At 60.4% G+C, this 13,970-nt stretch carries 16 protein-coding genes; 13 read left to right on the top strand and 3 right to left on the bottom strand.

Features of this window, described 5'->3' with window-relative positions:
* Complete coding sequence (locus BST14_RS02655) at positions 1–906, top strand: haloalkane dehalogenase (protein ID WP_083063052.1); 906 nt, start codon at positions 1–3, stop codon at positions 904–906.
* 33 nt (positions 907–939) lie between these two features.
* On the top strand, positions 940–2,199 hold the full coding sequence (locus tag BST14_RS02650) for a cytochrome P450 (RefSeq protein WP_083063051.1): 1,260 nt from the start codon (positions 940–942) through the stop codon (positions 2,197–2,199).
* Here the strand turns inward: BST14_RS02650 and BST14_RS02645 are convergent.
* Positions 2,196–2,564, bottom strand: a complete 369-nt coding sequence (locus BST14_RS02645) for a hypothetical protein (protein ID WP_083063050.1) — start codon at positions 2,562–2,564, stop codon at positions 2,196–2,198. The genes BST14_RS02650 and BST14_RS02645 overlap by 4 nt on opposite strands.
* Positions 2,565–2,676: 112 nt before the next feature.
* Here BST14_RS02645 and BST14_RS02640 point away from each other — a divergent pair, with 112 nt between their 5' ends.
* A complete protein-coding gene (locus BST14_RS02640) occupies positions 2,677–2,967 on the top strand; it encodes a CDGP domain-containing protein (protein ID WP_083063049.1) in 291 nt (96 codons plus the stop codon).
* Between the two features lie 22 nt (positions 2,968–2,989).
* On the opposite strand, the gene BST14_RS02635 is transcribed toward BST14_RS02640, so the two are convergent.
* A complete protein-coding gene (locus BST14_RS02635; RefSeq protein ID WP_083063048.1) occupies positions 2,990–4,060 on the bottom strand; it encodes an ATP-dependent DNA ligase in 1,071 nt (356 codons plus the stop codon).
* A gap of 26 nt (positions 4,061–4,086) precedes the next feature.
* Between BST14_RS02635 and ligD the strand changes: the two genes are divergently transcribed.
* Together ligD and BST14_RS02625 are read left to right on the top strand one after the other, a co-directional pair.
* The gene (ligD, locus tag BST14_RS02630; RefSeq protein WP_083063047.1) at positions 4,087–5,124 is read left to right on the top strand and encodes a non-homologous end-joining DNA ligase; all 1,038 of its coding nucleotides are present in this window, start codon (positions 4,087–4,089) and stop codon (positions 5,122–5,124) included.
* Positions 5,125–5,174: 50 nt separating this feature from the next.
* Positions 5,175–6,077 (top strand): tyrosine-type recombinase/integrase, encoded by a 903-nt coding sequence (locus BST14_RS02625; protein ID WP_083063046.1) that lies wholly within the window; start codon positions 5,175–5,177, stop codon positions 6,075–6,077.
* Between the two features lie 246 nt (positions 6,078–6,323).
* Here BST14_RS02625 and BST14_RS02615 read toward each other — a convergent pair whose 3' ends face one another.
* Positions 6,324–6,524 (bottom strand): hypothetical protein, encoded by a 201-nt coding sequence (locus BST14_RS02615; RefSeq protein WP_083063045.1) that lies wholly within the window; start codon positions 6,522–6,524, stop codon positions 6,324–6,326.
* 662 nt (positions 6,525–7,186) lie between these two features.
* On the opposite strand from BST14_RS02615, the gene BST14_RS31645 reads away from it, so the two are divergent.
* From BST14_RS31645 to BST14_RS02580, 8 genes are all read left to right on the top strand, one after another.
* Entirely contained in the window at positions 7,187–7,450 is a 264-nt protein-coding gene (locus BST14_RS31645) for a helix-turn-helix domain-containing protein (RefSeq protein ID WP_083063044.1), read from the top strand.
* 59 nt (positions 7,451–7,509) lie between these two features.
* Complete coding sequence (locus BST14_RS02605; RefSeq protein WP_083063043.1) at positions 7,510–8,481, top strand: hypothetical protein; 972 nt, start codon at positions 7,510–7,512, stop codon at positions 8,479–8,481.
* A 171-nt stretch (positions 8,482–8,652) separates the two neighbouring features.
* Positions 8,653–8,877, top strand: coding sequence for a hypothetical protein (locus BST14_RS02600; RefSeq protein WP_083063042.1), 225 nt, complete (start codon positions 8,653–8,655; stop codon positions 8,875–8,877).
* Positions 8,878–9,033: 156 nt separating this feature from the next.
* Entirely contained in the window at positions 9,034–9,420 is a 387-nt protein-coding gene (locus BST14_RS31640) for an HNH endonuclease (RefSeq protein ID WP_142279230.1), read from the top strand.
* Between the two features lie 205 nt (positions 9,421–9,625).
* Positions 9,626–11,092 (top strand): terminase large subunit domain-containing protein, encoded by a 1,467-nt coding sequence (locus BST14_RS02595; protein WP_083063041.1) that lies wholly within the window; start codon positions 9,626–9,628, stop codon positions 11,090–11,092.
* Positions 11,089–12,492, top strand: coding sequence for a phage portal protein (locus BST14_RS02590; protein WP_083063040.1), 1,404 nt, complete (start codon positions 11,089–11,091; stop codon positions 12,490–12,492). The genes BST14_RS02595 and BST14_RS02590 overlap by 4 nt, the downstream gene beginning before the upstream one ends.
* Positions 12,485–12,850, top strand: a complete 366-nt coding sequence (locus tag BST14_RS02585; protein ID WP_083063039.1) for a hypothetical protein — start codon at positions 12,485–12,487, stop codon at positions 12,848–12,850. Before BST14_RS02590 ends, BST14_RS02585 begins: the two co-directional genes overlap by 8 nt.
* A gap of 91 nt (positions 12,851–12,941) precedes the next feature.
* Positions 12,942–13,775: a phage major capsid protein gene (locus tag BST14_RS02580; RefSeq protein WP_083063038.1), complete on the top strand. Its 834-nt coding sequence runs from the start codon at positions 12,942–12,944 to the stop codon at positions 13,773–13,775.
* Positions 13,776–13,970: the final 195 nt, after the last annotated feature.

Below are 13,970 nucleotides of genomic sequence, written 5' to 3'. Positions count from 1 at the left end.
ATGCGAACGCTGCGAACACCCGACGACCGGTTCGACGGGCTTCCCGACTTCCCTTACGACCCAAGGTATTGCGAAGTGCCCGACGGCGAAAGCGGCGCACTGCGGGTGGCCTGGGTTCAGGACGGCCCGGACAGCGCCGACCCGATTCTCATGCTGCACGGCGAACCGTCGTGGTCGTACCTGTATCGCAAGATGATTCCGGTTCTGGCCGCCGCAGGCCATCGTGTCATCTGCCCAGACCTGGTGGGGTTCGGCCGCTCGGACAAGCCAACCCGCCGCGAAGACCACAGCTACGCGCGCCATGTCGAGTGGATGCGGGCGATGGCCTTCGATGTCCTCGACCTTCGCAACGTCACCCTGGTAGGTCAGGACTGGGGCGGGCTGATCGGATTGCGGCTTGCCGCAGAGCATCCCGAACGCTTCGCTCGGGTGGTCGTCGCCAACACCGGGCTGCCCAACGGCGAGCAGCCGATGGCCGACGTTTGGTGGCGCTTCCGCGAAGCCATCACCTCGGCTCCGGCGCTGAACGTCGGCGCGTTTGTCCAGGGCGGTTGTCGTACGCACCTGAGCGAGCAGGAGCGGGCCGGCTACGACGCGCCGTTCCCCACCGACGACTACTGCGCCGGGCCACGCGCCATGCCCGGCCTGGTGCCCACGTCACCGGACGATCCCGCCGCGGCCGCCAACAAGTCTGCGTGGGCCAGGCTTTCGGCGAGCGCGACACCCATGCTGGTCGCGTTCAGCGACGGCGACCCGATCACCGGGCCGATGGCCGCGATCTTTGCGCGGGAGATGCGGGGCGCGCAGGGGATCGATCACCCGGTGATCCGGGGAGCGGGGCATTTCTTGCAGGAGGACGCCGGAGAAGAACTGGCCGGCCACATCGTGGAGTTCTTGCGCCGCTGACAGGCGCTGCCCGGTGCCGGGCACAATGTCAGGATGACGACCGCGCCTACCGAGTCCACCAGACCCGACGAATTGTTGGTACGGCTGCTGGACCCGGCGGTCCGCGCCGACCCGTACCCGCTGTTCGCGCAGTTTCGCCAACGGGGATCGTTTGCCCTGCCGGAAAGCAACCTCGCGGTTTTCGTGACGTACCGCGACTGCGACGACGCGTTGCGCCACCCGTCGTCGAGCAACGACCGGCTCAAGTCGACCGCCGCCCGCGCCCAGATCGAGGCGCAGACCCAGCAGCTGCTCGAGGCCGGTGCCGAGGCGCCGCCACAAACCCCGCCGGGGTTCTTGTTTCTGGACCCGCCGGACCACACGCGGTTGCGCAAACTGGTCAGCAAGGCTTTCGCGCCGAAGGTGGTGAACGCGCTGCAACCCGACATCAGCGCGCTGATCGACGGGTTGCTGGACCGGATCGCCGAAAAGGGGCGGTTCGAGGTCGTCGAGGACCTCGCCTACCGGCTGCCGGTGGCGGTGATCTGCCGACTGCTCGGCGTACCGCTCGAGGACGAACCGCAATTCAGCCGGGTGTCCGCGCTGCTGGCGCAATCGCTGGACCCGTTCGTCGCCTTCACCGGAACGCCGTCGGACAACCTCAAGGAGCGAATGGATGCCGGAATGTGGTTGCGCGCCTATCTGCACGCCCTGATCGACCGCCGACGCTCGCGGCCCGCCGACGACCTGATGTCCGCGCTGATCGCGGTGGAAGAGTCGGGCGAGCAGCTGACCGCGCAGGAGATCGTGTCCACCTGCGTCCTGTTGCTGGTCGCCGGTCACGAGACCACGGTGAACCTGATCGCCAATGCGGTCTTGGCGATGCTGCGTCAACCGCCGCAATGGATCGCGCTCGGCGCCGACGCCAACCGCGCCCCGGCGGTCATCGAGGAGACGCTGCGCTACGACCCGCCGGTGCAGATGATCGCCCGAACTGCGGCCGGCGACATGACAATTGGGGATATCGACGTCCCCGCGGGCGACATCATGATGCTCCTGACCGCCGCCGCGCAGCGCGATCCCGCCGAATACGACCGTCCCGATGTGTTTGATCCAGATCGGAAAGTGATGCGGCACTTAGGTTTCGGTCGCGGGGCACATTACTGCCTGGGCGCGCCGCTGGCCCGGCTGGAAGCCGGTGTGGCCCTGTCGGCGGTGACGGCGCGATTCCCGAACGCCCGGCTGGACGGCGAGCCGCAGTACAAGGCCAATGTCACGCTGCGCGGGCTGTCGCAGCTGGTGGTCGCGGTCTAATCCCCCTCCCACGGCGGGCTTTCGTTCATCTTTTTGTAGTACTTCGCCAAGTGGCTCTTGATCCGATCGACATCGGACTCGGGCACGTCGATGCCGCCCCGGGCACCGTTCATGATGGCGCCCGCCGCCATCACACCGCGTGGCACCGCCGTGAGGTTGCCGTCGATCACGTCGGCTAGCAGCAGCTTGTAGGCGGTGAAGTTGTCTTTTTTGTCGCCGTCGTACCAGACGTGCGCGTCGCGATATTTCTGGTTCGGGCCGTCCTGGGCGCCGGCCCACTTACGCACCCGCTTCTCGGCCGCGTCACCGTCCCACTGGCGGTTACGATCGGCCAGCGGCAGATCTTGAAAGGCTGTGACTGACATGGTGGCCGCGTGCCCGCTTCGGATCCCGACTAAACGCAGCCAAACCACTGTGTTCGCAACGACATAAGCGGTAGCGTTTTGACAGCTGACTGGGCTGCGACGGGAGGCGACCATGAAGCGGTGCATCGTGACGGGATCGGCCGCCCTGCTGATGGCCGCACAGCTGATCGCCTTGGCGCCGCCCGCCGGCGCCGGCTGCCAGTACGGGGGACCGGTGCTCAGCAAGTGCGATGGACCCATTGCGCCCGACGGCACCTGGCAGCGTTGCGTCGCGGTCACCCGCTTCGTTCCCAACGGCGCCAGTTCCTATCTCGTGCCCGACAATCACTGCGGTCTGATGGGTCCCGGCCAGCAGCCATCAGATTTCGTCTTCGCCGACCCCCCGACACACATCGACGGGTGAGCGGTGACGAGGGGCCGCCGCGCTAGCCTGAACCGAGCCCCGGCACGATGTCGCCCAGGCTGAAGGTCACCGGCTGTTCGAGCTGTTCGTAGGTGCACGAGCGCGGGTCACGGTCCGGGCGCCACCGATTGAACTGCGCGGTATGACGAAACCGCCGGCCTTCCATATGGTCGTAGCGGACCTCGACCACCCGCTCGGGCCGCAGCGGCACGAACGACAGATCCTTGCCGGCGTTCCAGCGCGAGAATTCGTTCTTCCGAGGCGTGCGCTCGCCGGCCTCGTGTGCCGCCCAATTCCACGGGTGGCCTTCGAAATCGGTGACGAGCGACTGCATTTCGTGGAACAGCCGCCGCCGCTCGGCCATCGGAAACGCACCGATCACCCCGACCGACGCCAGCTGGCCGTCGTCTTGATAAAGACCCAACAACAGCGAACCGATCGCGTCGGCACCGGATTTGTGTACCCGGTAGCCGGCGACCACGCAGTCGGCGGTCCGCTCGTGTTTGATCTTGAACATGATCCGCTTGTCCGGTTGATAAGTGATGTCCAGCGGCTTGGCGATCACGCCATCGAGGCCGGCGCCCTCGAATTCGTCGAACCAGCGCTGCGCGGTGTCCAGATCAGTCGTCGCAGGCGTCACGTGAATCGAGGGCCCCGAGCCGTCCACGGCGTCGACCAGGGCGGCGCGCCGCTCGGTGAAGGGCCGCCGCGTGTAGTCGTCGTCGCCCAGGGCAAGCAAGTCGAACGCGATGAAGGACGCCGGCGTGGTCTGCGCGAGCATCCGGACCCGCGAATCCGCCGGATGAATCCGTTGTTGGAGCGCCTCGAAATCCAGGCCCCGGTCGGTGGCGATGACGATCTCGCCGTCGATCACGCAGCGGCGCGGCAGCTCGGCCCTGACTGCGGCGACCAGCTCGGGGAAGTAGCGCGTCATCGGTCGTTCGTTGCGGCTGCCCAGCTCGACCTGGTCGTGGTCCCGGAAGCAGATCGACCTGAACCCGTCCCACTTGGGCTCGTAGGACGCATCGGGCGGAATCGAGCGAACCGACTTCGCCAGCATCGGCGACACCGGCGGCATGACAGGGAGGTCCATAGCCTGATTGTGCTGGAATCACAGGTATGGCTGCTGCAGAAGAGCTCGACGTCGACGGCATTGCGGTGCGGCTGACCAGTCCGGACAAGGTGTATTTCCCCAAACTGGGATCGAAAGGCACCAAGCGGCACCTGGTGGACTACTACCGTGCCGTCGCGGGCGGTCCGATGCTCGACTCGCTGCGCGACCGGCCCACCCATCTGCAACGGTTCCCGGACGGCGTCGACGGCGAGGAGATTTACCAGAAGCGGATCCCGCAGCACCATCCCGACTACCTGCAGACGTGCCGGGTGACCTTTCCGTCGGGGCGGACCGCCGACGCGCTGAAGATCACCCATCCGGCGGCGGTCGTGTGGGCGGCACAGATGGGCACGATTACGTTGCACCCATGGCAGGTGCGCTGCCCGGACACCGACCACCCCGACGAACTGCGCATCGATCTGGATCCACAGCCCGGTGTCGGATTCGACCAGGCGCGCGCGGTCGCGGTTGATGTGCTGCGGCCGTTGCTCGACGAGCTCCGGCTGGTGGGATACCCGAAGACATCGGGCGGTCGCGGTATCCACGTGTTCCTCAGGATCGCGACCGACTGGGACTTCATCGAGGTGCGTCGTGCCGGCATCGCCCTTGCCCGCGAAGTCGAGCGCCGTGCGCCCGATTCCGTCACCACGTCCTGGTGGAAGGAAGAACGTGGCGAGCGCATCTTCATCGACTTCAACCAGAACGCCCGGGACCGCACCATGGCGTCGGCGTATTCGGTGCGACGCACCCCGATCGCGACCGTTTCGATGCCGCTGACATGGGACGAGCTCGCCGCCGCCGAGCCGGACGACTACACCATGGCGACCGTTCCCCATCTGGTCGAGGGCCGGGAAGATCCTTGGGCCGCAATGGATGATGCGGAGCAATCGATTGTTCCCCTGCTGGAAATGGCCGACGCCGACAACGAGCGCGGGCTTGGGGACATGCCGTATCCGCCGAACTATCCGAAGATGCCCGGCGAGCCGAAACGCGTTCAGCCATCCCGAAACACTGACTTGACTAGGAAAAACAGGTCCAAGTGAAGTTGTGCGAGCACTAGCATAGAGCACGTTCGCCAGATAACCTAGACATCGTGTCGGTGAGTTTAGAGTCCCTGCGGGGCAGCTTCTATAGGTCGCTTCGGGTGGAGGGCAAAGCCGAACGGACCCAAGTTCTGTACGGGCAAAGCCTCACCTATTTGAGTCGGTGGATGGAGTCGCAGGGCATCCCGGCAGACCTGGAAAACGTCACCCGCGAGAACGTTCTCGATTGGCTCGACCACCTACGTCAACGGGGTTTGACCGATGGCACCATTCGCACCCGGTGGCGCGGACTAAGACGGTTCGTGAATTGGCTTCTCGCAGAAGAGATTATCTCCTCGGACCCGTTAACGAAGATCACCGTGGAGAAGCCCGAAGCGAAGCCCGTACCAGTGTTGACGGACGAGGAACTGTCGGCCTTGATTGGGGCATGCAAGGGCAAGTCATTTAATGACCGCAGGGATGAGGCTGTGATCCGGCTGCTCATTGATTGCGGGATGAGGGTTTCTGAGCTGACCGGGATTGATCTCGACCACCTGGACCTCGACGCGGAAACCGTCGTTGTGACTGGGAAGGGCTCGCGGGTGCGGTCGGCGTACTTCGGGGCCAAGACGGGTCAAGCCCTTGATAGATACGTTCGGGAGCGTGGGAAGCATCGCCACGCCCGCAACCCAGCGTTATTCCTGGGGGAGCGGGGGAGATTCACGTCCGATGGGGTAAGGGAGCGATTGAAGGTCCGCGCCGAGATGGCCGGCCTAGACCCAAAAGCGGTATTTCCCCACCGCTTTCGCCATACAAACGCACACGATTTTCTTCTCGCGGGTGGACAGGAACGTGACCTCAAACGTTTGATGGGTTGGCGGTCGGATGCAATGCTTGAGAGGTACGGGTCAAGTGCCGCCGATCATCGGGCGCGGGAAGCTGCTAGGAAGTTGCGCCGGGGAGACCGGGTCTGACGTTGGTCGCGTTGGCTCGTCTCTTGCGCGCCTGAGCGCTTTTGCGGGCCATCCGTTGGTAATGGGCATGACGTAGCTTCTCGGCCATTTGTAGGCGAACTGAGGGCTCTAATACCCCATCAGGGTCTGCAAGCTTCTCAAACCGCTCTAGTGCCGCCCTGCGTGCTGGCAGTGTCCTAGCGGCCCTGTCAATTGTTCGCCCCCAGGAAATGTTCGACGCGATTGAGGCGACTTGGCTTCGATCTGTCACTCGTCGGCCAGCCAGTCGCGGGATTGCGGGTGCTCGTAGGGCAGAAGCTCGGCCTGTTTCAGCGCTAACCTAAGGGCCTCTTGGGGCGTGAAGATGTCGCCACGAAAACGGAAGTCATTCATCTTTTCGCTGTGCTGTTGCTGAATCAAAACCTGCACGGTGCCGTCGTCCAGGATTCGCCTTATCACAATGTCCATGCATACAGTTTACGAGCCTTTGCCGTTTCCCAAATTTGGGAACTTTTACGCTCAACCGACGAAGCGGCAACTTGGGGGATAATGTATATGTGGACACCTTTATCCCTCGCAACCGTAGAGGCGCTTGGCGCGACGACAAAGGCCGCCTGCACTCTCCTATAGCCAATTGGCGGGATGAAGTGCGCGGCGTCGAGATCAGATTCGCCAATGGTCAGACTAGGAATGTGCTGCTGGCCAGCATAGATCCCGGCCATCGCTGACCCACTGCTATAGAAAAATCCCCCATTCAGCAATTGCTGATACAATTAAGGCAAGAGCAATTTAAATGCCATCGTCGTGATGACAGACGGCGCTCCATTAAGTTCCCCGTTCGGGGTCAGACCACTAACACTGGTTCAGTGTATGCCGGATATAGGGCAATTCTTTCCTGTGCTCTGTAAGCGCAGTAGGCTTCGGCCACATTGTGTTACCTGCCCCCTCGTAAGTGAGGGTCAATCCGGGAACCGGACAAGTGAGAGCACGGCCGGGACGAGTGAGATACCCGGATATTGAATCAGATTGATACACGAGGACTGTCCAACCTGCAGCCTGAGCAGTCGCAAGAGTTCGTGATCGAGTGACCGCCGCAGGCCCATGGGGGTCAAGACTATTCACGGCCAAGGATGGTGCAACCCATTGAAGATTATTTGGCCGTGCAGTACCAGGTTGGGCAAGGAGCAAGGAATATGGATGTCCTGACAACTAATGAAGCAGCCGAGATGTTGGGATATTCCCCGTGGACGCTGCGGCAGATGAGGTGGGAAAATCGCGGCCCACTCTCGTATAAACGTGCCGGTCGTGTGGTTTACCTAAAAAAAGATTTAGAGACTTATCTCGAGTATGAGCGTCGAGCCACAACTAGGGGTCAAGCCTTGAGTGATCACTGAGGATCGCAACATTCAGCGAGTAGATAAGTGATGTATTCCCCAATTAGCGATTGCAGCATATGACGATCACCACTGGTGGCCCACCGGGAACCGGCTTCAACGGCGTCGGATTGATCTTCACCCAATTCGGTGTCGAGCTAGAGCCAACTGTTGTGATGCGCCAGGTCCCGGACGCAAGCTTGAACCTGAAGGTCGAGCCGAGCATTTCGATGATGCCGCCGCAAAACGTGACTGTGCGGGTTGCGCCAACAATCTCAATGGCGGCAGGGGCCAGGCAACCAGCAGCTTTCAGCGTCGGTGTCTCACCACGAATCGGCATGTCCAACTTTGAGACACCTGATACGGCATTCGTCCTCAACGCTGTCAACCCGTCGATGTCAATGCAGGGTGGTTCTAAGGAGCCTGCGGCGTTCGCGTTGCACCCCACGGTGTCTTTGGGAATGTCCGGTACTCGTTCGGTCACCTTTGATGCGGCCGGTGTCGGGGATTCCGGGGTTAAGTCGAGTTACAGCTGGTCGCAGACGATCACCGGGAATAGCGTTCTCGTCGTGGTTAACGTTAACGCTGCCCTCACGGCCACGGCCAAGGTGGGCAGTACGGCGATGACGCAACTTTATGCGTTGAACAGCTACACCGGTAGCCGCGGGATAATCGTGTTCGGCTTGTTGACCCCGCCTACCGGTAGTCAAAACATCTCGGTTTCGTTGTCGGGAAGTGATGCGGGTGGGGCGTCTTCCGCATCGTATTTCAATGTGTCGAGTTTCGGCACGCCCCTTACCGCGACGGGAACTGGCGCAACCGCATCGCATACCGTGAGTGGATCTCCGGGGACAAGGCTATTCCAGGTGTTCTCCGGTGACACCCACACGTTCAGCAGCTATTCCCAATCCCAGCGATACAATCAGACCTACATTTCCGGTCAGCATATTCCGATGGTGTTTGGTGACGCTCCGGGTGGTTCTGTGACGTTCTACGCTACCACTACGGCCTCGGACAACTGGGGATCAATTGTGGTCCCGCTAATCCCGTAAGGAAGCCGTGGACTACGAAACCATCTTTCCGCACAGTCTCGATGTCATCGGTCATCCATCTCGCGGCGTCATGGATCTCGTGCTCGTTGATAACGACAAGCACACTCGAGTAAACCTCACCGTCGACCTCTGCCACATATTGGCGCATAAACTCCGAAAGAAACTCGAGTCATGATCATCGAAGAACACATTCAACCCGAGAACCTGCATGTCCTCGTCGGTGCTGCCACACACTACGCCGGCAACGGCAAGTACGTATTGCGCACACTTGACCACAATGACGTGACCAAAGATTTCGTCATGGACGGGATCGCATTCGACCATCTATCCAAGATGATCGACCACAGCATCCTAGAGGGCTTGGCCGACCTTGAAGATCACGGAGAACAAGCATGAGTAATGACGATCACGTAATGGTCTGGAACCGAACCAGAAGCGACGACGAATGCTTTGCCATCGACTTCCTGTTGAAGCAAGAACTACGTCACGCCGACCGCGCGGACATCGAGCCCCATTTGATTAAGAGCCTTCAAAGGCATCTAGACGAGTTCTATGGGACTGCCTAGGCCATGCCTGGATTGCGGCACACCAACACCTCACAGCAGATGCGACGACTGTAAGCGCCCAGACAACCGCGGAATCCGCTCTCACCCGTTCCTACACACTCAGCGCTGGAAACGGCTCAGTAAGCGTCTGAGAGCCCAATCACCGCAGTGTGAGAAGTGCGGCTCAACCACCGCATTAAGCGTCGACCACATTGTGCCGGCCAGCGAACGGGCCGACCTCATCTTCGTAGTGCACAACCTGCGTGTGTGGTGCATGGACTGCCAACGCAGACGCGGCAACCACTGCACAGGTGAGGAGCGTCAGATGGTCGAGGACCGCATAGCTAAGTACAAACGTGCAGGTCAGGGATTTCCCCCGTTCACGAGGCTCTGACCTGCGGAAACGCGGCGGATTTCCCCCATTGAGAGATCCAGCTAATGTTTGCTGTAGAACCATCCCCGCAGGTGAGGGGGGTAGGGGTCGATCGCTGCAATCCCCGACACTCATGCAAAAGCGGGGAGGGGTTCGTTGACGGGCCCCGCGCAGGTCAACGCACAAAACCTGACCATTTTCGCTGCCATTTTCACGAAACGGAATTATGCGCCTCAAACAGGTGGACAGTTCACCGCTGCCGTGGCGTCCGCGTGGGAAAGAATCGGAGCGGTTCGCACAATTCTGTAAACGCTTCCTGAAAGTACCTGACGGGCACCACAAAGGGAAGCCGGTCGATCTGCGGGATTGGCAGATTGAGCTTGTCGCCTCGGTGATGGATGCGAAACCGCGTCCACGCCTCGCCGGATGGATGATTGGTCGGGGTAATGGTAAGAGTTCGCTCCTAGCCTGCTGGGCTGTGTACGAGCTTTTCACAGGCGGTAGCCGCGGTCATGTGATCATTTGCGCCCGTAATCAGAAACAAGCCAGCATTTTGTTCGGTATTGCTAGGGCGCTGGTGAAGGGAAGCCCGGAGTTGGCTTCTCGCTGCCAGGTGCTCGAGGAAGAGATCAGGATTCCTCACCTCGAGTCCAAGTTTGAGTGCCTACCAAGCGAAGCGGAAAGCTTGGAAGGGCTCAACTTCTCGCTGTGCATTGTTGACGAATTGCAATACACGCCGAAAGCCACGGTTGCGGCCCTGGATTTGGCGCAGGGTAAACGCCCCGAATCGACACTGGTCGGCATCGGTACACCCCCGGCGGAGAAAGAGAACTCCGTGCTGGTGGAATGGCGCAGTCTGCACCGGGAGCTGGGCGACGACTTCCTCGTGTGGCGCGAGTTCTCCGCCGATGAGTTTCAGCATCACGACTTGCTGTGTGAGCACTGTATCCGCCTCGCCAACCCGGCCTATGGCGACTTCCTGGCCATGGATGTGTTCGCCAGGGACGCCCGCATGGTGCCCGAGCCGGCCTACCGCCGCTCCCGCCTCTGCCAATTTGTGGAATCGAACGAATCCCCGCTGGTCGGCGCCGATGTGTGGGACGGACTAGCTACGCCAAATCCGATCCCGGATGGGGCGGAGGTGGTGGTTGGGTTTGACGGCAGCGTGGGCGGACAGAACGCGGACTCCACGGCCTTGGTGGTGGGCACCGTTTCGCCTGAACCTCGATTCGAGCTATTCAGACTGTGGGAGAACGACGGCACACCCGACTTCCGGATCGACGTGGCATCGGTGGAGGACGCGATTCGCGCCGCCTGCCACAAATACCGGGTGCGCGAGGTCATCGCAGACCCATTCAGGTGGAACGCCTCCCTGCAGAAGCTAGAAGGCGAAAAGATACCGATAGTTAAGTTTCTCTGGTCGTCTCCCAAGATGGTCTCCCAGGCGGTTAATGACTTCCGCACGGCGGCGATAAACGGGAACTTCACCCATTCGGGTGATAAGCGTCTAAGAGAACATGTGCTCGCCACCAAAATGGTCGAGACGAATTATGGAATCACCATTGATAAGACCTCCCGGAAGACTAGCGCCAAAAAGATCGACGCCTGTGCTGCACTCATCCAGGCTCACACCCGCTGCCTTTTCTACGCGAATAAACCTAAAAGACGAATGAAAGTAGCTAGCTGGTCATGACGACCCCCGATGTGCTCGCAGATCTCCTACAAACCCTAGACGCCCCACAACCGCGCTATCAGATGCTTTCCCGCTGGTATGAGGGTTTGAACAATCAACTCCATTTCATCGAGCCCGAATCACGCGAAGCGCTCGGCAACAAACTGGAACGCCTGTCCATTAATCTTTGTCGGCTATCCATTAATTCCATTGTGGAGCGGCTAAGGGTCTGCGGCTTTGAAGGCGACTCTAGACTCTGGGAGTGGTTTGAGGATAACGAACTCGATATTGAGTCAGCGTCCGCCCACCGTGAAGCGTTGCTTTACGGCTCATCCTGGGCTTTCGTGTGGGTAGACTCACAAGGCTCGCCGAATGTCACAATCGAGTCTTCTAGAAACGTTGCTGCGCATATCGACCCGGGGACAAGGGAGATAACCGAGTGCATCAAGCGATACTATTCGCGCGGCCAGACGCACTGCTGGCTCTATCTACCGGATGTGATTCAGCAGTACGTGGCCGACAGCGTTGGAGCTAATACGGATTTCCAACTGGTCAAGGAGATCGCGAACCCGCTGGGCACCCCACCCGTGGCACAGTTCCGCAACCCGGGCCGCATCCATGTTCCCGGTTTGAATTATCCGGAACGGGCGAATTTGGGCACCTCGGAGATTCACGATTTGATTCCAATCAACGGTGCGATTGATATGACCGTTGCCGATGCCTTGGTGACGAGCAATTTTTGTGCGCGCCCGCGCCGTTATATTTCCGGAATCCCGCTGACGGAAGTTCCTCGCGTGGACCAGAATGGCACCCCGGTTTTAGACGCCAACGGGGAACAAATCATAGACACCGTTAACCCAATCCCCGAGGGTGCCCGGATGATCGCTGTTGAGGATGAGAACGGCAATGTGAAAATCGGCCAGCTGCCCGCAGCGGACCTAGCTGGCTACGAGAGTCTGGTGAAGGTTCTTATGGCGGCTGCCCAGGCAACCTCGGCATTGCCTAGTAATTACCTGGGCATTTTGACCGACCAACCCGCCAGCGCGGATGCATATAGGGCGGAAGCGGCTGGCCTCACGGCCCGCAGTGAGGAGAAAGCTAAGGCCTTCGGCAAAACCTGGGACCGGGTTGCAAGGCTCATGATCGCGGTTGCTGACGGCGTCCCCGTTGAAAGTGTGAAGGTCAGGACAAAGTGGGGGCCGGCGGATTATCGCTCCATCGCAGAAGAAAGCGACGCAATGGTCAAATTGTCCACGCCTCCTCTGTACTCGCGCGAAACGGCACTGGCCAAATTGGGAATGTCTGCCGACGAGATCGAGGCAGAAATTAACCGGCTGGACAACGACCAGTTCAGTAAAGAGTACTCCCAGCTCAGTGCAATTACTAAAGCCACGTCACAGGACAGAGGAATAAATGGCTGACGAAATCACCGTAGACGAACCGGAAGCGGATACCGCCACCACGGAGGAGGCGGAAATGTTTCCTCGGGAAGTTGTCGAAGAACTGCGCAGAGAAAACGCGAAATGGCGCGAACGCACACAGGCCTCAGAGAAACGCCTACACACCGCCCTAGTTAAGGCCACAGGACGTTTAGCGGACGCTTCCGACCTTCCCTACTCGGCCGACCATTTGGACGACCCAGATAAGCTCTCAACGGCCATTAATTCCCTACTGGAAAGCAAACCCCACCTGGCTTCGAGGAAACCGTCACCAGGAGATATCGGCCAGGGCTCCCGTGGCGATTCAAAACCCACAGACTTCTCCGGGCTATTCCGGTAAAATTGAATTAGGACCAGGCGTCCGAAATTCTTTTCAGGGGCTCGACGCTCCGAACTCCCCCAACAAAACTTTTCACCATTAAGGATTATTCATGGCAGTTCTAGACTCGGCCTTGCAGGAAGCATGGTCACCCCACGACTATGGGAAGCTGATTGATACGGTCATCGCGGCCAAATCGGTGGCTTTCCATGTTGCGACCGTTGTGCAGACCGGGAACGAATCGATTCGCTTCCCAATGATCACCGCCGACCCGGCTGTGGGCTGGTATGCGGAGAACACCCAGATTTCGCTGACCGACCCCACCACCAACGAGCTGGTGATCACCCCCAAGAAAACCGCTGGTTTGACCCAGATCAGCAACGAGGCGTACGAGGACACCAACCCCGCCATCGCGGAGCAGGTCGGCACGTCCCTGGCGCGGTCGATTGCGAAAAAGATCGACGCGGCGTTTTTCGCCAACACCACCACCAACGCCCCCAACGGCGTACTGAGCCTGTCCGGCATTCAAACCGTGGACCCCGGCGCCACCTACACCAATTTGGATGCCTTCCACGAGGCCAAGAGTCACGCCCTCACCAACGGCGCCACCCTGACGCACTTTGTCCTGGCCCAGGATGTTGCGCTCGCGCTGTCACAGGCCAAGGTGGGCACCGGCTACAACACGAGCCTGTTGGACACCAACGGTGTCGTGGACGGTCTGACCATCGCGGGTGTCCCGGTTATCGTGTCGGTGGACGTGGCGGACGGGAATGTGTGGGGCTTCGATGCCTCCCAGGTCTACACCGTGCAGCGCACCGGAACCACGGTTGTGCCGGACAAGTCCGCCGCCTTCGCCTATGATGCCGTACAAATCCGCGCAACTGCGCGTGTTTCGTGGGGTTTCGCCAACCCGGCCGGCGTTGTCAACATCGTCCATTCGGCATAGTGGCCGCACCCTCCGCTAGCGATGTCCAGGACTTCCTTGGACCTAATCAGGCCGTTGATTCTGGGCAGGCTACTGCGATTCTGTCTGTGGTTACTGCGATGTGCTCTGCGTACACCAGGGTCAAGTCCAGGGACGTGGTGTACGGGGTCGTCTTGTGATTCTTCGAGATGATGGTTCAAGCGGTCAGTGCCGCAG

This window comes from Mycobacterium arosiense ATCC BAA-1401 = DSM 45069 (assembly GCF_002086125.1).
Taxonomy (GTDB): Bacteria; Actinomycetota; Actinomycetes; order Mycobacteriales; family Mycobacteriaceae; genus Mycobacterium; species Mycobacterium arosiense.
The sequence above is the reverse complement of the archived record's forward strand: the minus strand, read 5'-3'. Positions and strand labels throughout refer to the sequence as shown.